15 protein-coding genes are annotated in these 23,055 nt (G+C 57.8%); 4 read left to right on the top strand and 11 right to left on the bottom strand.

Annotation, left to right across the window (positions count from 1 at the left end; translation table 11 throughout):
• Positions 1-15 precede the first annotated feature (15 nt).
• The 4 genes from Q8N00_08495 to Q8N00_08480 all read left to right on the top strand — a co-directional run bounded on the left by Q8N00_08495 (position 16) and on the right by Q8N00_08480 (position 3,195).
• Positions 16-1,260 carry a SpoIIE family protein phosphatase gene (locus Q8N00_08495; protein MDP2382831.1) on the top strand — a complete coding sequence of 415 codons (1,245 nt, stop codon included), beginning with the start codon at positions 16-18 and terminating at the stop codon, positions 1,258-1,260.
• A gap of 17 nt (positions 1,261-1,277) precedes the next feature.
• Positions 1,278-1,637 (top strand): Hpt domain-containing protein, encoded by a 360-nt coding sequence (locus tag Q8N00_08490; GenBank protein MDP2382830.1) that lies wholly within the window; start codon positions 1,278-1,280, stop codon positions 1,635-1,637.
• Complete coding sequence (locus tag Q8N00_08485; GenBank protein MDP2382829.1) at positions 1,634-2,530, top strand: response regulator; 897 nt, start codon at positions 1,634-1,636, stop codon at positions 2,528-2,530. Before Q8N00_08490 ends, Q8N00_08485 begins: the two co-directional genes overlap by 4 nt.
• 296 nt (positions 2,531-2,826) lie before the next feature.
• A complete protein-coding gene (locus tag Q8N00_08480; GenBank protein MDP2382828.1) occupies positions 2,827-3,195 on the top strand; it encodes a pentapeptide repeat-containing protein in 369 nt (122 codons plus the stop codon).
• A 90-nt stretch (positions 3,196-3,285) separates the two neighbouring features.
• Here Q8N00_08480 and Q8N00_08475 read toward each other — a convergent pair whose 3' ends face one another.
• The 11 genes from Q8N00_08475 to Q8N00_08425 form a co-directional block, all read right to left on the bottom strand.
• Entirely contained in the window at positions 3,286-4,752 is a 1,467-nt protein-coding gene (locus tag Q8N00_08475; protein MDP2382827.1) for a sigma-54 dependent transcriptional regulator, read from the bottom strand.
• A gap of 71 nt (positions 4,753-4,823) precedes the next feature.
• Positions 4,824-7,085 (bottom strand): ATP-binding protein, encoded by a 2,262-nt coding sequence (locus tag Q8N00_08470; GenBank protein MDP2382826.1) that lies wholly within the window; start codon positions 7,083-7,085, stop codon positions 4,824-4,826.
• 43 nt (positions 7,086-7,128) lie between these two features.
• Complete coding sequence (locus Q8N00_08465) at positions 7,129-8,091, bottom strand: ABC transporter substrate-binding protein (protein MDP2382825.1); 963 nt, start codon at positions 8,089-8,091, stop codon at positions 7,129-7,131.
• A complete protein-coding gene (locus Q8N00_08460) occupies positions 8,075-9,640 on the bottom strand; it encodes a PAS domain S-box protein (protein ID MDP2382824.1) in 1,566 nt (521 codons plus the stop codon). The genes Q8N00_08465 and Q8N00_08460 overlap by 17 nt, the downstream gene beginning before the upstream one ends.
• A 609-nt stretch (positions 9,641-10,249) precedes the next feature.
• Entirely contained in the window at positions 10,250-10,438 is a 189-nt protein-coding gene (locus Q8N00_08455) for a hypothetical protein (GenBank protein MDP2382823.1), read from the bottom strand.
• A gap of 281 nt (positions 10,439-10,719) precedes the next feature.
• Positions 10,720-11,481, bottom strand: a complete 762-nt coding sequence (locus Q8N00_08450) for a DUF928 domain-containing protein (GenBank protein ID MDP2382822.1) — start codon at positions 11,479-11,481, stop codon at positions 10,720-10,722.
• 66 nt (positions 11,482-11,547) lie between these two features.
• A complete protein-coding gene (locus tag Q8N00_08445; GenBank protein MDP2382821.1) occupies positions 11,548-13,875 on the bottom strand; it encodes a CHAT domain-containing protein in 2,328 nt (775 codons plus the stop codon).
• A gap of 14 nt (positions 13,876-13,889) precedes the next feature.
• Positions 13,890-15,596 carry a ShlB/FhaC/HecB family hemolysin secretion/activation protein gene (locus Q8N00_08440; protein ID MDP2382820.1) on the bottom strand — a complete coding sequence of 569 codons (1,707 nt, stop codon included), beginning with the start codon at positions 15,594-15,596 and terminating at the stop codon, positions 13,890-13,892.
• Positions 15,597-15,673: 77 nt separating this feature from the next.
• The gene (locus Q8N00_08435) at positions 15,674-18,970 is read right to left on the bottom strand and encodes a filamentous hemagglutinin N-terminal domain-containing protein (GenBank protein MDP2382819.1); all 3,297 of its coding nucleotides are present in this window, start codon (positions 18,968-18,970) and stop codon (positions 15,674-15,676) included.
• A gap of 201 nt (positions 18,971-19,171) precedes the next feature.
• Positions 19,172-20,092: a hypothetical protein gene (locus Q8N00_08430; protein ID MDP2382818.1), complete on the bottom strand. Its 921-nt coding sequence runs from the start codon at positions 20,090-20,092 to the stop codon at positions 19,172-19,174.
• A gap of 132 nt (positions 20,093-20,224) precedes the next feature.
• Positions 20,225-23,055, bottom strand: a 2,831-nt coding sequence (locus Q8N00_08425) for an FG-GAP-like repeat-containing protein (protein ID MDP2382817.1), incomplete at its 5' end; no start/stop codon positions are given.

Below are 23,055 nucleotides of genomic sequence, written 5' to 3'. Positions count from 1 at the left end.
CGAAGGTGCAGGATCATGAATGACGACTCAACCCAACAGACGGTTCGATCCTTCAGTTCGTCGGCTCTTCCCTGTACCATCGCCGCGACCATTCTGCTGGTGGAAGATGAACCGGTGACGCGGGCGAGCATGGCGGCGCGGCTCAAGCGGTTGGGGCATCGGGTGTTGGAGGCAGGAAACGGACGAGAGGCGCTTGACGTGGCTGGGCGCGAACGTCCCGATCTGATCATCGTCGATTGGATGATGCCGGAGATGGACGGCCCCACGTTTTGCGAAACGGTACGCCGCGATCCTCTGCTGAAATCCAGCCATATCTTGCTGATGACTGCCCACGATCAGCCGGCGCAGATTGCCGAAGGGCTGGCGCGAGGCGCCGACGATTTTCTGAGTAAATCTGCGAGTAAGCAGGAAACCAGCGCACGGGTGCTGGCCGGTCTGCGCACCAGCCGATTGGTGCGCGAGCTGGAAATGACTGGCACTCAGCTGGAGTTGTCCATGTCCCTGCTCCAAACGAAGCAGACGGAGATGGAAGCGGATCTGCAGTCGGCCGCCGCCTTCGTCCAGTCGTTGCTGCCTCCTCCCGGGAGCCCCGCACCCGGCATCTCTCTCGCGTGGGAGTATCAGCCGGCGCTGACCTTGGGCGGCGATTTGTTCAGTGTGGAGCCCATCGATACGGAGAGCCTGGGCCTCTATATTCTCGATGCCTCGGGACATGGAGTGGCTGCCGCCCTGCGTTCGGCGTCGTTGATGACGTTTCTGCGAGTGGATAACATCCTGCAATTACTGGGTTCGTACGATCCGGTCACAGTATTGTCCGAAGCCAACCGGCGGTTTCCCTTGAGCGCCGAGGGGGAATACTTCACGTTATGGGTCGGGCAGCTCCATGTGCCCACCCGCAGCCTGTCCTATGCGTCGGCGGGGCATCATGGCGCACTCCTCAGTGGGGCAGCACATTCTTCGAGATGGCTGACGCGTCCCTCCTCTCCACTCGGATTCGACCCATCCGCGGGTTTTGCGGGGGATAGGATTACGTTGGAGCAGGCGGATCGGCTCTTCTTGCTGAGCGACGGTATTTACGAAGCGCCGTCCCCATCCGGGGAGCCCTGGGGGCGCTGGCGGTTTCAGCAAGCGATTGAGACGCAGGCGCATGCGCCGCTCGGGACCACGATTGCCCATTGCTTCACCGAAGCGAGACGGTGGCAAGAGCAGTGCGATTTCATCGATGACGCGGCGGTCGTCGGGGTGGAACTCAGTATTTGATTGAGATGGAAAGCCCAATGGATACGAATGCAGTGTTCAATCTATCCGAGGCCTTGAACCGGGTGGATGGAGACCAGGAATTGCTCATCTTCTTAGCCGGACTTTTTGTGCAGGAAAGCACGAAGGAGGCCTCGGCCGCTCGTGCGGCGTTGGGGCGGCAGGACCAAGCCGGACTGGTGGCCGCGTCGCATAAACTGAAGGGATCGGTGCTGGAGATATGCGCGCCGCGTCTGTACGAGAGCGCCAGGCGGTTGGAAGAGTTAGGCCGGCAAGGGGCGTTTGCTGAGGCCTCGGCGGTCTGCACGGATGTCGACATACGCTTGGCCGAGGTGCATGCTGCGCTTCGGGATTTGATCGCCGGAGGATGCCCATCATGACCGCCACACCGTCGCGTACGTTACTTGTTGTGGCAGACAACCCCGATACCCAGACGGTGATTCTGGAGCATGCGCGGGCGAAGGGTCATTCGGTGATCGCTGCGACGACCCCGGCACTTGGCTTGACGACGTTCGACATGACGCAGCCCGATATCGTGATTATGGACCTTTTTCTGCCGGATCAGGAGGGGATGACGCTGGTGAAGCAGATTCGTGAGCGCCGTCCGACCTGCCCCGTCGTGCTTCTCACCGACGCAGGTCATGATGACTCGACGATGGAGGGGTTGCGCGCCGGCGCCCTGGATTATATGCAGCAACCGATTCATGAGGAGGCCTTTGCGCAGGTCTTGCAGCGGGCGATTCATTCGCTGCCTGCCTCTGTGGACGATGCGCCGGGCGTCGAACGGCTGGAGTATGTGCTGGTCATGGGTCCCGACACGAATTACGTCGAGAGTACGGTCACCTGGCTCATTCAAGGGACGGCGATGGGGCTGATGGAGGCACGGCAACTCCATCTTCGAGCCGCATTGCAAGAGCTCGTGATGAATGCGGTCGAACATGGCTGCCTCGAACTTCGGTATCGCGACAAGATTGAGGCGATGGCGAAAGACCAATATGACGCGTTGATTCAGCAACGCCGGCAGGACGTCCGTTTCCGAGACCGGCGGGTCACGATCCGTGCGATCTACGACAAGCGGGAACAGACGTTGACGTACCAGATTGCCGATGATGGAAAGGGATTCAATTGGAAGTCGCGTGGGAACCTTCGTCTTGATGCCTGTCCGACAGGGGATGCCAGCGGGCGCGGCATCTTCCTCACGCAGTCGTTCTTCCCCGACCTTCGTTATAACGAGAAGGGTAATGAGGTCACGTTCGCGGTTCGCCTGGGATGATGCTGAAAAATGGCGGGGTAGCTGGGACGATCCCCGTGCTCGCGCAACGCGCGGCCTGGGAAGGCCCTCGTTGGACGCGCGCAGTTGGATCATCCCAGCTACCCCTTAGCGCGTGATGGATGATGGTGGTCTTGTTGGCCGAACTGTTTGAGCATCATGCCCTCCCGGAGCTGCAGCTCTTGGAGTTATGGATGAACCGAAGTGATGTCTCACTCACGTTCCAGGCGGCCGCACCCCACTCAAGTCGGTCGGGAATGTTCCGATACGACTCATAGAGCGATTACGATCGGAGACTCATGGACGCGAATAATCCAGCCCGTACTAAACTGCGCAGTCCCAATGACCCGATGTATCTCCTGCTTCGCGAAGGCTGCATCACTGAATTCAATGCCAAAAAAGCCTCGGGAGAGAAGGTCGATCTGCGGGGGTGCGATCTGCGAGATCTGGATCTCCGAGGGTTGGATACCGATGGGTTGGATTTCACCGACTGTTACTTCCGTCAGTCGGACCTGCGCAGCATCGATTTTCGAAATGCCAGGCTTGATGGCGCCAGCATCAACGCCGCAAAGATTTCAGGCGTCTACTTTCCGCCAGAACTGACCGCCAGTGAGATCGAACTCTCTCTCCTCCACGGCACCCGCATGCGCTACCACTCGGACAAGTAAGGCCGGCTCACGATTGACGGTGGCGGACTGAGGCTGAAGTCTTCGGACTTGTCGTCTTCGGATTGCGCGTCACGCTTTACGAGAGACGCGTCACGGGTATCGAGAATCCTGTCTCGGTGTATCGTCCACGGATGATGAGGCTGGTCCCGTAGGGGCTCTGCCTGGTATGTCTTTCTGCCGGAGCAGTTTTGTCAGGTAGGTTCGTTGAAGGCCAAGCTCTTCGGCGGCTCTGGTTTGGTTCCACCCATTCCTGCGTAGCGCGGCTTCGATGATTTTCCGACTATAGGCTTCCACGCTTTCATGATAGAGGCGGAGCGGTGTGCCTGTTTCGGCATCGGTTGCCGAGGGGAACGGCGCATCTGATAGATGCAGGCATGCGGGCATCAGGATATCCTCGGGGCATAAGATGAGGGCGCGTGTCAGCACATTCTCCAACTCGCGGACATTGCCGGGCCATTGATACTGTTGCAATGCCTGTAGGGATTGGTCACTGAGGGTACAGGGGCGGTGCATCCCCATTCTGACCCCGCGATTGAGAAAATGCTGGGCGAGTGCCGGGATATCGTCCAGTCGTTCACGCAGGGGCGTGAGGGTGACGGAGATCACGGCTAGTCGATAGTAGAGATCTTCACGGAATGTGCCTTGTTGGATCGCGCGACGAATATCGTTATTCGTGGCCGCGATGAACCGCACATTGGTGTGAACCGGCTGCGTTCCACCCACACGATAGAACGTTTGATCCTGGAGGACCCGCAGGAGGCGGCTTTGCAAGAGCAGCGGCATATCTCCGATTTCATCGAGAAACACCGTCCCGCCTTCTGCGACTTCGATTTTTCCCGGTTCTCGTTTGACCGCCCCGGTGAAGGACCCCTTTTCGTGTCCGAATAGTTCGTTCTCGAGGAGTTGTTCCGGCAGGGACGCACAATTGACCGCCACAAATGGTTTGGAACGGCGCGGGCTCCATCGATGAATGGCGCGGGCGACGACTTCCTTTCCCGTTCCGGTTTCTCCGAGCAGGAGGACGGTCACGTCGGACGTGGACGCTTGTTTGGCGATCCTGAGTTGGACGGCCATCTTGGCGTTGGCCCCGACGAGATGCTCATAACGATCGTCGACTTCTTGACGAAGCACATCGACTTGACGTTGCAGTGCCACGGTGGTGAGGGCTTTTTGCACGACAACCGTCAAATGGTCGGCGCTGAACGGTTTTGCCAGGAAGTCGAATGCGCCGAGTTGCATGGCATGCACGGCACGCTCGATGGTGCCGAAGGCGGTCAGGATGACGATGAGCGGTGTGGTGTAGGTGGTGCTGATGGCCCGTTCGGTCCGTTGCTCGTTGTGCGTATTGGCTCTTACCCGCTCTAGGATGTCCAGACCCGAGAGGAACGGCAGCTCCAGATCCAGGAGGACAAGATCGAATTCTCCCTGCTCGATCAGCCGCAACGCGTCCGTGCCGTTGTCGGCTGTGACAGGCTCGTGCCCCATCCAGGTGATACGATTCTCGAGTCCGAGAAGAATATCGCGATCGTCGTCGACGATTAGGATTTTGGCGCGCATGGTGTCTGCCGCGATAGTGGATGTCGAGTGAAAGTGTAGACCTTAGGCACGAGAAAATATACTCCTCTCTTTTATCCGCCGCTCTTAGCACGGGTTTCTTCTGGTGAAGACGCAATCGGCATCGTGAAATACAAGCGCGTGCCGGCTCCAAGTGTGCTTTCGACCCAAATACGTCCGCGATGCATCGCCACCAGGCTTTTCGTAATGAAGAGGCCGAGCTGCGCGCCCTGAACGGCGGGGAGCGCCGACGGCACTTTCGAGAATTCCTGAAAGAGTTTTTCGAGATGAGCCTGGTCGATCCCGCAGCCGTTGTCGGCGACGCAGGTTTGGATGAAACCTTCGGGGATCGCTCGGAAGTCGACGGTAATGCGGCCGCCGGGCGGGGTAAACTTGATCGCGTTGCCGATCAGGTTCCAGAGAATCTGTTCCAGTTTATCGGGGTCGCCCAAGACTGCTGGAAGTCCATCCGAATGGACGATGTCGAGGGCGATCGTTTTTTCAGCCGCCACGGTGCGCAAACTATCGGCCACCAGGAGGGCCGTGGTTTCAATGCAGACCGGTTTGAGACAGAGGACTTCCTTTTGCGACTCAAGGCGCGACCAATCGAGGAGTTGATTGATGATTCTGGTGAGCCGATTCAGGTTGTGCTCGATGCGTGTGAGGTAGGTGACTTGCTGGTCGCTCACCGGCCCCGCGATCCCGTCGCGCATATTGTCCGCAAAGCTTCTGATCACGGTCATGGGGGTGCGTAATTCGTGCGACGCAACGGAAAGAAACAACGATCGCCGCCGATCCTGTTCCTGGAGCCGTTCGTTGGCTTTCGACAACTCACACGTGCGATCCGTGATGCGTTCTTCGAGATGCTGCGTGAGCTCTTCGAGATGGGAATAGGCTCTGGCGTTGTCGATGGCTGCGGCCACATGGCGGGCAATCGTCAGCAGCATATGGAGATCCTCGTCCGTGCAGGGCTGTGCGCCCCGGTCGGCGGCCAGATATCCGAGTATCTGATTGTGGCTCTGGAGCGGTACGGCCACGAACGAATTCACTCCGATGCGGCGAGCCAATTCCAGTATCGGCATGTGCATGCGGTCCGTTACGTCATTCAGATTTAGGATGAGCAGGGGTGTGCCGTCAACCAGCAGGTCGGCTTGGAGGCTGCCGTCGCTCTGGATCGGCAGGTCGAGTTCACGGGCTGCCTCCGCGATGTCCGGCGGGACTCCCGCGACCTGGGCCACATAAGCCGTGTTTCGTTCGGGATTGCGCAGCATCAAGAGCATGCGTGTAAAACCCAGGTTCTCGATCAGGAGCTGCAGGACGGTGTTGAGGAGCAGGTTCAGGTCCAGCGTCCTCGCGATGGCCGCACTCGCTTCATGCAACGTGGTCAATTGGCCGACCTGGTGTTTGATGGTGGCGAGGTTCCCGGTGATGGAGAGCCTTCGTTCCTCTAACGAACGGGTCATGAGGTTAAACATACTTGTCAGCTGTCCGACTTCGTCGCGCGTGGAGGGGGCGAGAGGCATGGGCGACTGGCCCTCAGCGACTTGTCTCGCCACGTCGGCCAGTTGCCTCAACGGTTTCGTGATGCGGAGGGTGAGGAGGTGGGCGCCCAACATGCCTGCGGCGATGATGAGGGCCGTGAGGAGAAAAATGTTTCTGATCATCGTCGCGAGCTCGTGTTTCAGGTGCGCATCGGTCAATCCTATTTGCACGACTCCGGACACGAGGGCCGGCTCGATCGGGGATGCGAGCGAAAGTGTTTCATCCAGATGGAGAGACAAGGGCTGCAGCGGGCTGACGCTTCTTACCGAGCGCAGCACCGGCAGAGCCAAATCGTAGACGACTTCTTCCCAGGCAAACCGGTTGCCGAGTGCGTTTGAGATGGCGAGTCGCGTCATCTGGGGACTGGTGCGTGACGGGCGGAAGAGGTCTTTTGCAATCTGAGGGGTCGGGTACAACGGACGATCGATGGAGCGCACCAGACTGCCGGAAGAGTGGCGTGCTCCCTTCGTGTTCTGGGCGAGCACCGTGCCGTCCTGGCCGGTGATGACCACATACACCACATCCTGGACCGCCATGAGGCCATCGATGAATTGTTGGAGTGTGGCGCGATCTTCCGCGACGAGGCCCGCATAGCGGAAATGTTCGTTGCGCACCACGTTCGTCAGGAGGATCGTGCCCAACTGCTGAAGGTTGCCGGTCATCGCCTCGCGCCGTTCTTCGACGTAGTACCAGCTCAGGGTGGAGCAGGCCATGATAAGAATGAGGCTGAAAAATAGAACGAACTTTGTGCGCAGGCCGAGGAATCGGCCCACGGGCATTAGCTCGGGATCCATGGGTTCCTCAGGTAGGCGAGAAGGATTCAATTTCCAGCCCCCATTAATACGTTTCATCGATGAGACTCGTCAGCTCCTTCGAAAACGTGATGCCCAGGAATCGTGCGGTCTTGAGATTGACGGTGATCTTGACTCGTTCGATCGGCACGGGGTGCAGCGGCAGCAACCGTTCTCCGTTGAGAATGCGCTTCACGAGCAGGCTCGTCTCCCGGCCGACATCCCCATAGTTGACGGATAGGCTAAGTAGTGCTCCCAGACGTGTGAACTCCGGCGAGAATCCGATGACGGGCGTCTGATTCGCGAGCGAGGATTCAAGGATGAATCGGACGGACTCGTTCGTGAGCACCGTGGAATCCGGCATGAGCCAGAGGGCATCGATATCCCCAAGCAAGGTACGCAATTGCTGGGGGACGTCCTTTTCACTCTCCACGGGAAACCCCTTCAACTGAAAGTCTAAGAGGGTGGCTTGCCTCATGGCCTCCTTCACCTGTAAGGAGGATTTGGCGGGATTGTACAGCGTCCCCAGCTTGCGAAGGGTCGGCAGAAAAGTTCGTATGATCTTCAGCTGGCGATCGGCGGGAATCTCGAGGAGTGTGCCAGTCATGTTTGCGGCGGTGAGTTGATGCCCTAACGGGTTGAGGATCATCATATAGACAATCGGGATATCCGGAATTTCCAGCTTGGCCGCTACTGCGGCCTTGAGTCCCACGGCGACGACTAGTGAGGCGTTGGAGGCCCGCAGTTTGCGCGCAAGTTTTTTCCCAAGCTCCAGGTCGCCCTGCACATCGTATTCGGTATAGATCGCACCAATCGGGCCCGTGGCCTTCAAGGCGGTCACGGCTTCTCGGTAGGCGGCGATGTCGGATGACTGCAGAATGGCGATGTCTGCGGCGATGGATTCGGATATGAACAGGGCAGAGAGGCTGAGTAATAAGACGAGTCTCGCTACTGCCCAGGTGGCTGAGAAGCGCCATGTGTTGAGATTTCTTTCAGCGGATATTTTCATGATCCTGCTCGGGCATCCTGGTACGGACCATCCCTAACATATGCACGGCGTTCCCCTTACGGTCTCGAATGATTTGACCGGTCCAGACGAACCACCGGAGGCTGCCGTCCTTTCGCATGATTCGATGCTCAAACAGCGCCTCTATGCCGGGCTGTTCCATGGCGCGACGCATCGCGTGGGCGGCTGTCTGCCGATCATCCTGGTACATCAGCGCAAACCACTCCTCCTGGCTATGCGGTCGTAAGACCTCTGAGATGCCAAGCATGTCGTCGACTTGTTTCGACCAATAGATTCGTCCGGTGTGGCAGTCCCAGGACCAGCCGCCCACTTCTGTCGAGATCAGGGCCAGGCGGAGTTGCTCTTCACGGGTGCGGAGGGCGGTTTCGATCTGTTTGCGCTCGGTAATGTCGGTCGAGATACCGCAGACCGCGTAGACTGTGCCGTTGTGATCGCACAGCGGGAATTTGATGGAGAGATAGGTGTGCGCTCCATCCGAATGTGGCGCCTCTTCTTCATACTCGACCGTGCGTCTCTGCTCCAGCACGACGAGATCGTTGGTGCGAAACTTGTCCGCAATGTGTGAGGGGAAGATCTCGTGATCGGTATGGCCGACGATCTGCTCGGTGGTCAGGTTGAAGATCTTCTCAAACCGGCGATTGACCATGAGATACCGGCCGTCCGAGTATTTGACGTAGATCACGGCGGTGGTGTTGTTCGCCACTTCTCGTAGAATTTGATCGCTCCGGCGCAGTGCGTCCTCGGTCGTCTTTCGCGAAGAAATATCCCGAATGATGCCACTGTAGAATTTTCCGGCCGTCGTGTTCCAGGTCGCCAGGGAGAGCTCGATGGGGAATTCGGCGCCATTCTTCCTCAGTCCGTGCAATTCCACGACGGACCCGATTACGCGGCTCGTTCCCGTGGATTCCATGCGAGCGAGACCCTGTTCGTGAGCGGAACGGTACCGTTCCGGCATGAGGAGGGTCAGGGGTTTGCCGATCGCGTCGTTGCTGGAATAGCCGAAGAGCGCCGCCGCAGAACGATTCCAGGAGAGGATATGTCCGCAACTATCGGCGACCACGATCGCATCGGTGGCCGACTCGACCAGCGAACGGAAACGGGATTCGCTTTCGTGGAGCAGATGTGCCGCCAGCTCGGCCTGTACGCGGAGTTCCTTGACTCCGATCGCACGCTGCAATGTTTGTCTGAGCTCTTCTCGATGATAGGGCTTTGTCAGATAGGCGAACGCCCCCTCTGTCAGGGATCCCACGGTGCGGTCCGGCGAGATATGGGCGGTCACGATCACGACAGGGAGAGAGGGGTCCAGTCGTTGCGTTTCTTTGAGGACCTCGATCCCATCGCCGTCCGGCAGGCCTAAGTCCAGGAGGATGGCATTGAAACGATGGGTGCGAACGAGTTCAATGGCACCGGCGACGGTGCCGGCGACGGTGACGTCGTAGCCATCGTGGAGCAAGAGATCCCGCAGCCCGATCACGAGATCCTGGTTATCTTCCACGACGAGCACGGAATGGTGACTTGCTCCAGTGACCATTGAGGCCTCAGTGACCATAGCGGTTCGAGTGGTCGGAGTCATCGCGCGGTTGCGCGTTCTGTCCAGTATAAACAAAATACGATCGCGATAACTGCCCTCCATGCCTGTCGTCCAGGTCCCAATGCTTCAACCATTGCGCATCCTGCGTGAGTGTGGTGGTTGTGCCTCGGTTCGAGCTCTCGACATGCTCGTCTATCTTCATCGCGTCCTCAAGCCGGTTCGATTCATCACTCCGACCTGTCAGGGAATGCCGATGTGGACCTGTGGTCCGTGGCGTGGCGGAGAGGGGAGCGTTGTCCTTGTCGCCGTCCTACTTTCAGAGGGGCAACACGTTGGGGAAAGGCTCCTCCATTCACTTCCTCCATCTGGGCCACAATGTCTTCGATGGCCTGAGCCACGAGGGCCACAAGAGGGCTATGTCCTGTCCAATACACCGCATTTCTGAGACGCTCAATGAGGGGGGTGGGAATGGAGATGGTGACTCGCTGCTTCTCCGAATGGGGAGTGGGTCTGAGCGATTGGTGGATTCCATTGAGAGGAGAAGGAGTGACGGATAGTCGAGCTGGTTTCATGCCATTAGAGGGAGAGTCAGCATGAGGGGTTCCTGCATTAGGCTGCGGCTTTTGGTTGTTGGGAGGTCTGTTCATGCAGCGTCATTCCATTGCGATGCTCCGGTTGAGCATCTGTTTGTTGGTTGTCCTGGGAGTGATGGTCGGCGCGAAGGATACCCACTGCGATGACCCAGATGAGGCTGACCAATCCGGCAAGGAGCGCCCACACAATGATCTCCGGTGTCATCGTTGCGCCTCCCTTCATTGCTGGAATTGCCGTTGGTTCAATGCCTATCCAGCAAGCTATGTGCCTGAACGGGTGGAGCAGATTTCCTATCACTGTTGATGGTTTTACCCGAGAAATGGATCTTGTGCGGTTGTTGGAGAAGGAATGAATGGTTTGACTGAATCGAAAAGGATTCTGTGCTGAATCCAATTGGATTGACCGGATCGAAGAGACGGATAGTGGTCGATCTGGTTCAACCACACCTACGAGAGAAACCAAATATCGGGGTGATGAGGATGGGGCTAGCGGATGGGGGCTTGAGCTGAACGAAGATCCCAGTCTGCCACCTCATGGAGACCGATCTGTTTGAGTAGCGCGGCACGTTGCCTCCGGAGGATCTGGTCTGAGGGACTTGCGTCGATCATCTCACAGAGGCAGGACATGGCGTCGTACCAGAAGCCTCGCACGGCATTCCGCAGGACGCTTTGCCGGTCACAGGTGAGGTCGACGGCCGTTTCCACCAGGCAGGCGCTGAATTCACAGCGCTCGATGATCCCGCCGGCGACGATATCCTGCGACGGGGAGTTCGAATTGCGAATGACGGAGATATACCAGCGATATTGCACGTCCGGTTCGAGCACCAATCCGAGATCCTTGAGATTCAGTGATTGGACCCCCGCCTGACCCGGTGTGGGAATCGGGCCTTCATACAATGGTTTGACCGATCTGGCGTCGATGAGCGTGAATCGTATGGGCAGGGTTGTCGGCTTCGAAAGGAACCAGTTTAAGGAAGGGGATTGTTTCACCGTCAAGCCGACATGGTCGGGCACGAGGGCCACGATCTCAGGATCCTTCCCGTCCGTCCCTCGCAAGCTCCCGCCGACTCGCGCTCGAGGCATGGTCTCGCTCGGAGGGGTATAGATCGGCAACGGCGGTTCATCGGTTGTGGCGGCTTGAGCGGTGAGGAGTGAGTCGGCGAAAGGCCAGGCACCTCCGCTTGCACTTGACGCGATCGAACTGAGGACGATGGCCAGCACATTGCTTATGATAGCGGATGTTCTCATACGAGACCCCCATCTAACATACAGCTCTCTGCCTTCGGCGGAACTCTACCATGTCTCTCATGTGAATCACAGCCAGTTATTGAGCAAGAGGAACGCCGACCAGTAGGCCGGGTGCTCATAGACCCGATCTGCCAAGAGCCTTTGCTGTGCGAGTTGCAATGCTTGTGCCTTTGACAGGGTGGGGTTGCGCAATTGCTTGTAAAACTCAGTGACCAGCTCGGACGAAGCCTCATCGTTGATGAACCACAGCGTCGCCAACGCGCTGCGGGCGCCGGCCTTGATCGCGACACCTGCGAGACCCAAGGCCGCACGATCGTCTCCTATCCCCGTTTGACAGGCGCTGAGGGTCAACAGTTCGAACGGCTCTCGACGAAACCTGAATAGACCGATGAGCCGATCCAGTTGGTTTATGGTCAGTTTCCCATCGAAGGTGAGCAGGAAGGACTGATTCGCATCGGTGGAGAACTGTCCATGGGTGGCGATATGAAGAATCCCATACTGCCCATCTCGCAATTCGTGTTCCAGTCTGCTGGTGAGGAAGTCACGATTGAGTAATTGGTCGCCACGGTAGAGGTCATGAATCGTGCTCATTTCTCCCGCGACGTAGGGCAAGGCAGGAAATCCCTGCACCGACGCCGTGAGACCGCTCGAAAGCAGCTTCACCCGCTCGCGATCGATCGGGCGGGGGTCGGTCAGGTTGAGTCCCGGCGTCATGGCCACCGCAAATTTGTTGATGAGAAATGTGGTGCCGTCGTGCAGGGCGGCCATGGGAATTGTCCGGAGCGCGCTATCCGGGACAAAGACCAGGGTGGCGATGTGTTGTTGGGCCAATGCCGGCTCAAGCGGGCGAATCAGCCAGTCGTAGAGCTGTTGGGCATGCGCAAGATATTCCCGCGTCGTGCGTTTTTCGACGGTGCGGCGGAAGAGGCGGATCTCTTTCGTGAGCATGTCCGCCCCGACCGGCACGGCAAATCTGGTGAGGCCTGTGGGCAGGCTCACCAGCAGTTCCAGTCTGGTCGGGAACAGAATGGGATAGATGACGGCCGTGTTCGCCGCCAGGCGGTCGAACTTTGTGAGTTTGGCCTGCAGCGCATCGACGCATTCGTCCTTGAAGTAGTCTCGCAACTCGGCGGCCTTGTGGGCCTCGATCGCATCGCGGGCCGCTAAGAGATCCTCTGTAGCAGCAGGCTGGGCTTCGGTCAGCGAGGCCCGCTGGAGCAGCAGATCTGCCAGCTCAAAAAACAATGGCCGTATCGGATTTTCATCCGACCAGGAGGCATCTGCCGCAGCTCCGGCGACGGCTTGGCGAATCGGGTGCAAGGTGTCGGTGGCCTGCCGATAGGCGGCGATCGCCTCGTCGAGTTGTCCCGTGGTAGCCAGCTGCCGCCCCAGTTGCCATTGCCAGCGATACAACGACTCCGGTGCATCGACCGATTGGGCGGAAAAGATTGCGCGCCTCGTGAATGAGAGGGCTTCGTCCAACCGCTGTTCCAACTCATACAGATGGCCGAGGTGCCCGAGGGCAAACGACAGGATCCGCGCATCGCCCAGCTGTTCGGCCAAACTTGCCGCTTCCTGCAGCGCCCCTGCCGCCCGGAGGAGGAGCGGGGTGCGGATCTCTGGGAGGGAAGGGAGCAGGCGACGATACAGAAGACCGATATTCATGAACGCGATGGCCTTGTCGCGGGAAGGCGGCAAGGCATCGACCTGTTCAAGGGCTTGATCGATCTGCAGACGGCTGTTCGTTGGTTGTTCGAGCTGGAGTTGTGTGCGTGCCGCATTCAGCCTGGCATGCAGTGAGACGAGGGGCAGCCCTGCCTGCTTGGCCAGCTTGGTAGTCTCCGTAAAGGCGGCGAGGGCCTCCTCAGGACGATGCTGAAGGGCATGGAGGATGCCGAGATCGTTCAGGAGAGACGCCTTTAGCGCCGGCGCTGACAGGTCTCTGGTGAGGGCATGGGCCTGGATCAAATGTGTCGAGGCGGCATCCAGCTGCCGTGCGGTCAAATAACTATGTCCCAATTGCGCCAACACCGTCGCGCGCCAGGAGATATCCGGTTCCTTCTGCGCAAGGGTCGAGGCGAGTTCGAGGAGTTGGAGGGCTTGCCTGGTCTGGCCGAGGGATTCTGCCGCCCGAGATGCTGCCACGAAGGCCTGGCTCTGTTGATGGGCCTGGCCCTGACGTTCGTACTGCCGCGCAGCCTCTTTCCATTGGCGTAGCGCGTCTTCATAGGCGCCACGCTGAAAGGCCTGCGTGCCTTGTGTCATGGCCTCATCGGCAGGCGAGATCGGCGCGGAGGCCGGAGTCGTGATCGTAGGGATCAGGAGAGCCAGGCAGAGCAACAGACAGACGCGGAGCCTTGTCGGGGAGAGGGACCGGTGCGCAGGGCCTGGCATGGCGAGCCTCATGGTTACAGAACCTGCACGACGAATTGCAGATGAATGCCGTGGTCTTGCAAGTTCCCCGGCGGGTGAGGAACATGATTCAGCGGCACACCCCAGTAGAGTTCAAAGCGCGCGCGATCGCGCGGCAGGATGTTCCACCGCAGGCCGAGCCCCACGCTCGCCAATGTTTGAGGATCCGGCGTCGTGCCTTTGGCATTCCAGGCCCGTCCGAGATCCACGAATTGCGCGAACTGCAAGAGCGGTTCTCCTGTGCCGTAATGCATCAGGGGAAATCGCGATTCGACCGAGGCAAGAAAGGCGTTGTCGCGGATCAGGGTGTTCTCACGATACCCGCGCACGCTGAATCGCCCCCCGACAGGAACCTGCTCAAGCGGAAAGAGCCGATCGTTCGCGAGTTGGAGGCTCATCTGTCCCAGGAGCTGCATGCCCCACCAATCGTCCAATCGCCGGACCGCCTGGACCTGTCCCAACCATGAGAAGAATTGGCCGTCGGGTGTGGGGCCACCGTTGATCGTGGCGCCGAGGACGTCGATGCCCAGGCTGAAACGAGAGCGGGCGGCAATCACCGAGGTCGACGTGCGATGCGTATATTCCTGCGTGAAGCGAAGCGCACTCACCGTGTTCACCCCTGTGTTCGAGGAGCCGGGGATGAAGAGCAGCGGCTGATCTGGGATATCGTCGAAGATCGAGGTGATCTTGTTGTAGAGGTGTTCGCCGGTGATTGCGATCGCGAATTCGTCGGAGACGGTCCGATAGATCGGTTGACGGATGGTCAGGCCGATGATTTCCGCTTCCGCATTCAAGTCGAGAAAGCGAAAGGCATTGTCCACGACGAGGAAATCGTTTCGCCGGTAGGAGGCGATGAAGGTGGTGTCGTATCGGTTCAACGGGAGCGCATAGGAGGTATCGATGATAGGATTCACCCCTCGCGACTTGCCGTAGGTGAAGCTGAAGACATCGCCGTTGCCGGTGACGTTCTGGTGGGCAATCGTCGCAAGGCCGCGCTCAGCGCCGACCACGGGAGTTTGGTAGTTATTGAAGTCCAGCCAGGCCTTCCAGGGACTGGCCTCTTTCACTTTCACGTGCAAGAGGCTGTCGCCGCGTTTATCGCCTGGACGGAGTTCGGCATTGATCTGTTCGATGCGGGGATCCTGCTGCAGCAACTGCAACCGTTCTTGTAATGGCTCAAGCCGGAGCGGCGTCTGTGCGCCTCGCTCGACGCGGTCGCGGAGATACCCGGCGCGGAACCAATCGTGGCCTTCGATGTCGATCCGGGACAAGGTGCCTTCGATGAGCTGGACGGTGATCACGCCGAACGTGACATCTTGATCGGGGATGATTGCGCCGGAGGTGATGTAGCCTCGATTCACATAGAGGAGGGTCAATGCGAGACGGAGGCGTTCGAGATCCTCTGTCGTCAGCACCCGGTTCTTGTAGGGAGCGGTGACTTCGGCCAGCTCCTCATCGGTGAAGACCGTATTGCCGATCACATGAATATAGCTGACAAAGACCCTGATCTGGCCCAGCGGACTTTTTCCATCTCGCGCTGGAGGGCTTGGCACGATCGGGAGGGCCGGCTGGGGGCCGGAGGGGGGTGGTGTAAACTCTTTCTTCAGCGGCGCAGGCGGCTCGCCTGATCGGCCAGTCGGATCGAAGATCGGAGGGAGCGCCTGTTGCGCATACGATGAAGCTGCTACCAGCAGCGTTAGCATGGCGCCTCCAACGCATATGAGCCACCCCGCCGCTCGACGGGATACCAGCCCGGTCACGCATCGAGCGATGTGCGGGTCTATGAGCGGCACCCGGTTGCCTCGCTCTCGGCAAAGTGTGCAAGCAAGAAGCCGGGCGGAGTGATTCGGCGGAGCGAGACCATCTCAGTATCCTGGATGGTCAATGCCATTGGTGCGGAGGCCACGGCATCATTGTAGAACCGGTCAGGCTCGAGTCCGGCGAATGCCAGCGGACTCGTCAGCCAGCCCCCAGGGTCGGCCGGCAACTGCTCGCGCCCTGCGACGACGAAACTGCTGGCCTGTCCGTTGGCCAAGGCCGCGCAGCGCTGCGTCACGAGGCCCTGGGCTTGGCCTGTCTTCGAAGACAAGACCCCTAGGCTACCGCTCAAATTAGACGTGGGACTTTGGATCGTCACCGTTCCGTTCAGTCCGAATTGCGACGAGGCGCTCACCAGGCTGGTTGAGTCGGCCAGGAAGAGGGGAGTGAAGATTGTAATATTCCCCCCGGCGCCTTGGATCGCTTGCGCGATAATCTGACTGTTCTGCAGCACCACCACGTTCGGATCGATCGTAATATTTCCGCCGCTGCCGCTGCCGCCAAGGACGGAGGTGCTGATGGTACTGTTCACGAGTCGTACCTGAGCAATCGCCTGTACATCGATATTCCCGCCGCTGGCCTGGGAGGATTCGGTGTTGATGGAACTGTCGCGCATGTCGAATTGCTGGCCCGCATTGATCGAGATATTGCCCGCGTTCCCGGGGCCGGTGCTGGTGGCCGTGATCGCGCTGCCGCCGGTCATCGTGACTTGATCCGTTGCGTTCATCGTAATCGAGCCGCCTGTGGCGTTAGTGTTGGTACCGGAGCTGTTGGCCGAGACTGTCCCGCCGTTCTGGAGGGTGATCGTGCGTGCGTTGAGATCGATGTTGCCTCCCGCGCCGGTGGCCTGCGTGTCGGTGAAGAGGCCGGTGCCAACGCCCGCGATGACGATGGAATTGGCCGGGCTGTTCGTGCCTTGAATCGTTACGGTTCCGGCGTTGCCGGCGCCGGTCGAGGCGGCCGTGATGGTCGCGCCGCCACTCATCGCAACATCGTTGGCCTTGACCAGAATGTTACCAGCGTTCCCCGAGCCGCTGGTCTTCGATGAGATCGTCGCGCCGTTGGAGAGTTGCACCTGATTCGCCCAGGCGGTGATGTTGCCGCCCGCGCCAGACCCTTGTGTATCGGTGAACAGGCCGCTACCAGAGCCGTTGATGGTTATGGAATCAGCCGGGCTGGCGAGGCCTTGCACTGTGATAGTCCCTGCATTGCCAGCGCCAAATGTACTGCTATTTATTCTGGCTCCTTCAGAAAGCTCCACGGCCGTTGCTTTCACAAGAACGGAACCGGCCTCAGCTCCCAACCCTGCTGTTGTCGTGAAAATGCCTGCCGGACCTGCAATGTCTGTTTCACTGCCGGTAAACTGTCCAAATAGTTTGACCATATTGGTTGAATTGATTGTCACGTCTCCGCCCCTTCCGAGGCCCTGCACCGTTTGGCTGTTGATTTGGCTCCCCCTGAGCGTTACGTTGTCGGCATTCAGGGTGATTGCTCCCGCGTCTCCGGACCTGACAGCCAACGTCTGGAGAATCCCTTGATCCATGGTAAAGGTCGGTGCAGAAATATCCAGGACACCTCCTGGACCAGAATCCGTTACCATGCGAATCTTTGCCTGATCGGAAACTGAGACTGACTCAGTTGCGACAATTGTAATGTTTCCGCTCTGTCCTGGCCCTTCGTTGTTGATTCTGGCGCCATCCGTCACGATGAGATCACGGACATTAAATTCAATGTTACCAGTCCGCTCTGTCCCGTTTTTATTCTCAATGCGGCTTCGACCTTGGTCTGACTGCCCGGAAATGAATGCCTGATCAGCGGTAATAGTGATATTCCCGGACGTGACTCCGCCGCCGTCGCTCGAAATCCTGCCCCCGCTTGTGACATTCAGATCATTTCCTAAAAGGATGGACACGTACCCCGGATTCCCTGACCCGAACGAGGCCGTCTGAAGGAATCCATTGTCGCTGACATTCAGCGACGAAGCGACAATGCTGACTGAGCCACCATTCTCTGTGCCAAAGGTAAGAGTCTGGATGTTGCTGGGATTCCCAGAGCTATCCGTCCCGGTTACAGCCACGGAATTCGATGCATTGACGGTAATGTTTCCTCCCTGGCCGACATCGGTAGTGATCGTTTGCACGAGCGAGCCGTCTGCGATGGTCACATTCCGCGCACTGATCTCGATGTCTCCGGATCGCCCTGCTCCGAATGATTCAGTCAAGATCAAGCTTGTATTGGCGAGGAAGACGTCACCCTGCGTGACGATACTGACCCCCAGGTTGTTCCCGCTGATACCGCTTACTGTGTCGGCAAGGATGATGGCGCTATCCATGACGAGCTGCCCGCTTCTAATGCGTATAGTTCCTGCATGCCCATCGCCTTCGAGTGTGCTGCCGGACACATCGAGGATGGAAAATTCTTGGAGACGGATCGTTCCCATCGTGACGTTCGCTCCGCTCTGAAGTGATGGCGAGAGGACTTCGCCGGGAGATGCGACACTAACAAGAGCGATTTGTCCGCTGGGGACTGAAAGATAACTGGGGGTTCCAGTTAAGGGATCAGCGGCGACCGTAATGTCTCCACCGACGAGCGAAAGAGCGTGGCCGACGGGTTGGCTCGTTTCGGGATCTGTTGTAATGGGGATATTCAGAAAGCTTCCCTGCACGGTAATGGGAGCGGGAGTTGGATTGATAAATCCAAAGGCTGCGACGGGAGCGGCGCTCAAGAGCGCATCTGCAACTCCTGGAGTGGCATTGAACCGGCCTGTTTCTCCAAGCCGGAGATAGTCGGCGGAGGTGATGGTGACCGAACCGCTCACATTTAGCGTGGCATTGGGTCCAAACACGACTCCGGCGGGATTCATTAAGAATAGATTCGCCCCAGGTATCGAGGTCTGCAGCGTTCCATCGATGAGCGACTGTTGCAGCCCTGATTGAAGACCGGTGACTCGGCTGAGGATGTTGGTAATACCGCTGGGTCCGTTGAAGCTGGCGATATCACCGGTCCCGACCGAAAACACGTCAAAACTCTGGAACTGGTTGCCCCCTCGGATTGTCCCTCCATTGATGTTATACACATTGCCAACTTGAGTCACCGCGGTTGGTGTAGGCAGAGTTCCGTCAGACACAATAGCCGATCTCATCTGCGCCTGGCTGGTAACCGGCGTCAGAATTTCAGTCACACTAAGCAGGACTCCGATGGTAATCGCAGCTAGCCGACTCGCGATTGCGCCAGGGAATGTCAGCCACTGTTGAGCCATGTCCAGGCCCTCCCTTGTTCAAATAAAGCCGTCCATTCCACAAGGTTGCCAGGTGCTACGCAAAAACCAACGGAGTTCTTTTTCGCGAAACTTTAAATCGCTTGATCGATACGCCGCACCAAAGGACAACATGATCTTTGGAGAGCGTGAAGAATCTTCACCATATTCTCCGCATGATGCGCTTGTGCCAGGCGAAAATTACTATTTCTTGATGGTCTTCTCAAATTTTACTTCCCCCGTGGTCTCAAGGTCTGGAATGATGCAAGCAGGGCATCTTATCCCCATGCTACACAACCACTTGCTAAACCATGTTCTCTCCGATTCTTTAACGCAGGAAAGACATTGAGACCCTTCCGGGCAAGCCGGAGGGCCGGCACGGCATAGTTCTGGATCTTCGTTGCACGTTAAGCCAGGAGGGCAACTGCCTTCGCCGCCCGGAGTCGCATACCGCACTCGCACCCCATCGGTTGTCCCATCTGAAAACGTGAGTTTGTCCCCACTGTTCTTGAGGAAGAACTCGACATAGCCTTTGAGCCCGCGGTTGGTGACGCTTGGGCTGTAGAGTTCCGCCGTCGCTTTGTTGATCGTTCCGTATGACACTGGAAGTTCGCTAGACACATAGTGGGACTGTTGAGTCCCCATCTCGTCCCAGTTAAGCTGCTGCCAGTAGCCGCTGATCTTGATCCAACTATCCTTCGCTGCTCTTGTCCCATTCGACCGAGTCAATGTGCCTTTGGCCGTGGTCTCGTAATTGGACGGGCCTGTCGGGCCGGATGTAAAGTCTGTTGCCCAGAAGGTAATCTTGCCCGTTACATTCGCCGCGGTCGCCGTGATCACGGTCCCGCGCAGAAGAAGCACATCCTCGGTTGCATCGTTCGCGCCGCCATCAGTGACTCTGGCACCGGCACCGATACCTGCAATCGAAAAGCCGCTGTAGGCTGCGCAGGGAGCAGGAGGGGTTGATGGTAGTAAGACAGTCTTAGCCGCTGTAGGAAGCGCACAGACTGCACCAGAATTGTCCTGGATCGTGACATTCACAGTCTGAGCCTGGGCTGCCTGAGAAAAGAAGCACGATAACGAGGCGAACCCGAACACGAGCAAAACCGAGCTTTTAGCATTCATCGCGTTGCCCCCCTTGGTGAGATATTCTTAAGCCGACTGTGAAGCTTCCCTCGTGACCCGTATAATCTGAATCCTCTGTTGCTTTTGGTGTCTTCTCTCATTTGCCAGAGCGAATCCAAACACGATCTGTGCCTACTGCTTCACAAGCTCTAAGGTCGTACTCGTTTTGCTCGCACTGTTGATCCCGTCGTTCGCAAATACGCGAATCGTGAGGCTCGAAAGTCCGCGAAGCTGATCTGGTATGAGGTGTAGTGAGGGATTTGTGAGGCCCATGGCAATCGTTTCCCAGGTCAGGCCTTCGTCGCGTGTGAGTAAGACGCTATAGCTCAAGGGCACTTGTTTGGCAGGGGGATCGACACATCCTGGAAGCTCGGGGGCCTGGTCGTCACTGTCCGAGGCTACCCATGTCACCACGGCATCCTTGTGAAACGGCTCTTTCGGGAGCGTGATCGATGTGAACTTCGGCGCATTGGCGCTCACGGCGCGGGTCGAGACGGGTTTTCCTGTCCAGACCAGTTGCAGGTAAGCTGTTTTTGGATGCAACTCTACCACGGCGTCGATCAATCCCGTTTTCTCCTTTGCGGGCGTTTCGTGTTGTATCCAACCGACCGGCACTGGATGGTCATCGCTGAGGGCTTTGCATGCGGCATCGAGCATGCGAATAGATGCATCAGTCTTTTCTGATGACCGCGGAATGACGGCTTCGGACACGCGCGTGACATATGCGAAGTCCCCGCTGGATTGGGTTAAGTTGACTGACGCGATGATTTGGACCAGGTTTCCTGTTCTCACGTCGAATGGCGGTGTCACGGGGATGGGAGCCGCGTTCTTGTCTACAATCACAAGACCATATCGGATTGAAGCAGGGGACAACGTGGCCGGCTCAGCTCGAGAAATTGATCTTGCCGGTGCGGACATCGCTGATTGCGCCTGAGCCATGGCTGGGGCCAATGGCTCAGGTCTTAGATCCCGTCCCTGACGCATAGGTGATGGAGTATCGCTGCCTCGCACCACTGCGGGCGGTTCTGTGTGTCCCAGTTTAATTGTTTGGGCATCGGCAGAGCCGATGATCGCTTGCGGGCCTACCGGATCCTTCTTCGAAGGCCTGCTGCTTCCTTCACTGCTGTCCAATCGTCCGCCGTGAGGGGAGATGCCTTCGATAATGTCTCGGAGCCATTTCTTAAAGGCATAGATATCATCAACCGACTTTTTCTCAAAATTGAGTCGATCTTGGATAACCTGATATGTCCGAGGGCTGAGCCATTTGTACCGGCAATAGGTCATCACGTCATGGTAGGTCTCTCCGGGCAACACTTGCATGGCCACTCCTTGGTACGGGTCTCCCACCTGCGCAGCAATCGCCTGCGCACCAGTATCAAATCCAACGAAATCACCAGAATCATCGGATAGAGTCGGATCAATGAAAGGGGAAAGTTGCCCGAATTTGAACGGGTACGGGTCGTGAGGTTCAGAAGGGTCATCGCAACTCGTATTTTTTTCATCGCGGAGTGGCAGGCGCGCATCGACATGGGAGAGTCCGAAGGTATGCCCCAACTCATGGCCCGTGTACCAGTCTCCATAGGAGGTCTCGCTTGGTGTATCGTTATCCCATTTCCAATTCCATCGACCCGTTGAGCCAGCTGCGACCGGGAGTTTCACCAGCTGAGTTGGTTCAATCTTTCCCCCATTGCAGCCGGATATGAACGTTTTGGAACTTGTAGCTTCGACGTCGTGGCTTCCTTGATCATAGACAAGGCCGTAGTATCGTTTCCGATAGTTTGTATAGGTTGGATCATTAGACAATGCGTCGGATGCACGGAGCGTCTCAAGTTCCAGGAGTACTGATCGGCAATCAGAAGGACCAGTCGGATTGAAATCCTTGTCTGTCGCTTGCACTTCTCTCGCCGAGGCAAAGGCGTAATAGGTGGGGTAGGCGCGACCGAGCCAAGAACTAACTAGCGCCTTATCCAGATCTCTTGGGAGGATGGCGGTTGTCGATTTGTCGGAGTAGAAGCCAATGAGATCGACCACCAGAGGAGCAGAATCGATGAAAGGGACGGTTACTGATGTGTTGCAATTGGAGCAGGTTATGAGAGAGCCCGTGTCGCTGTCCCGTACCTCGAAAATGGTAAGGGTTACGCTCATGCCTGGCCTGGCCCATCGCGTGTTGGGTTTGAGCCATGCTTGAAGCGGGAATACCAGACTCTTATGCCTCGAGAGGGGCGCTTCGCGTTTCCGTTTGAGATTAAAATTATCGGCCGGATCTACGACCGCTCCCGTCGCCACAAGGTAGTCGATCGTTCCGTCGGAGAGCTTAATCTTCAATGTAGCGTCGATCCGTCGCGGATTCTGGAATAGGCCGGTAAAATAAGCCCTGGCAACCGTCTCCTTCCATGCAATGAGGGGCACGCTGTTATCCATTCGTTGGATCGACTGTGTCACTTCTATGCCCTCAAGGAAAATTTGATTCTGTCGTGGCCAGGTGGATACCCAGAGAACAGAGTTTTTAACTCCGTGGCGAAAATGAAATGCGTCAGACATCTTGTCGCCGGTGAAATCGCCAACTACCCATATGCCGTCTGAAGCGTCGTAGCCTTGCCAGGGGGAAAAGGTTGTGACGTCAAATCCACCATTCTCACGTGACGCCCAGATGTTTGCGTAGCCTGCTTGCTCGATGGCATGGAAGAGGTCCGTTCTCCCGTCCCCATTAAAATCTCCGGTTAGCCATCTCCCTGTGGAAATGACATAGCCGGCCCAGGGACGGAAGGTGGCTATGTCAAAGGTGCCGTCGCCTTTGGCGGTCCAGATGTGGACGTAGTCGGTGTCTTGCACGGCATGCACCAGGTCGGTCTTACCATCCTGATTGAAATCGCCGGTGAGCCAGGTGCCGCGATTCATACCGTAGCCCTCCCAAGGACGGAAGGTGGCTACGTCAAAGGTGCCGTCGCCTTTGGCGGTCCAGA

It is taken from the genome of Nitrospirota bacterium (genome assembly GCA_030684575.1).
GTDB lineage: Bacteria > Nitrospirota > Nitrospiria > Nitrospirales > Nitrospiraceae > Palsa-1315.
The sequence above is the reverse complement of the archived record's forward strand: the minus strand, read 5'-3'. Positions and strand labels throughout refer to the sequence as shown.

Bases quoted from the DNA above. Each gene is read 5' to 3' on its own strand.
- Q8N00_08470 (MDP2382826.1), bottom strand. From the start codon at position 7,085: ATGGATCCCGAGCTAATGCCCGTGGGCCGATTCCTCGGCCTGCGCACA.
- Q8N00_08485 (MDP2382829.1), top strand. From the start codon at position 1,634: ATGACCGCCACACCGTCGCGTACGTTACTTGTTGTGGCAGACAACCCC.
- Q8N00_08465 (MDP2382825.1), bottom strand. From the start codon at position 8,091: ATGAAAATATCCGCTGAAAGAAATCTCAACACATGGCGCTTCTCAGCC.
- Q8N00_08440 (MDP2382820.1), bottom strand. From the start codon at position 15,596: ATGCTAACGCTGCTGGTAGCAGCTTCATCGTATGCGCAACAGGCGCTC.
- Q8N00_08450 (MDP2382822.1), bottom strand. From the start codon at position 11,481: ATGAGAACATCCGCTATCATAAGCAATGTGCTGGCCATCGTCCTCAGT.
- Q8N00_08460 (MDP2382824.1), bottom strand. From the start codon at position 9,640: ATGGTCACTGGAGCAAGTCACCATTCCGTGCTCGTCGTGGAAGATAAC.
- Q8N00_08480 (MDP2382828.1), top strand. From the start codon at position 2,827: ATGGACGCGAATAATCCAGCCCGTACTAAACTGCGCAGTCCCAATGAC.
- Q8N00_08430 (MDP2382818.1), bottom strand. From the start codon at position 20,092: ATGAATGCTAAAAGCTCGGTTTTGCTCGTGTTCGGGTTCGCCTCGTTA.
- Q8N00_08455 (MDP2382823.1), bottom strand. From the start codon at position 10,438: ATGACACCGGAGATCATTGTGTGGGCGCTCCTTGCCGGATTGGTCAGC.
- Q8N00_08475 (MDP2382827.1), bottom strand. From the start codon at position 4,752: ATGCGCGCCAAAATCCTAATCGTCGACGACGATCGCGATATTCTTCTC.
- Q8N00_08490 (MDP2382830.1), top strand. From the start codon at position 1,278: ATGGATACGAATGCAGTGTTCAATCTATCCGAGGCCTTGAACCGGGTG.
- Q8N00_08495 (MDP2382831.1), top strand. From the start codon at position 16: ATGAATGACGACTCAACCCAACAGACGGTTCGATCCTTCAGTTCGTCG.
- Q8N00_08445 (MDP2382821.1), bottom strand. From the start codon at position 13,875: ATGCCAGGCCCTGCGCACCGGTCCCTCTCCCCGACAAGGCTCCGCGTC.
- Q8N00_08435 (MDP2382819.1), bottom strand. From the start codon at position 18,970: ATGGCTCAACAGTGGCTGACATTCCCTGGCGCAATCGCGAGTCGGCTA.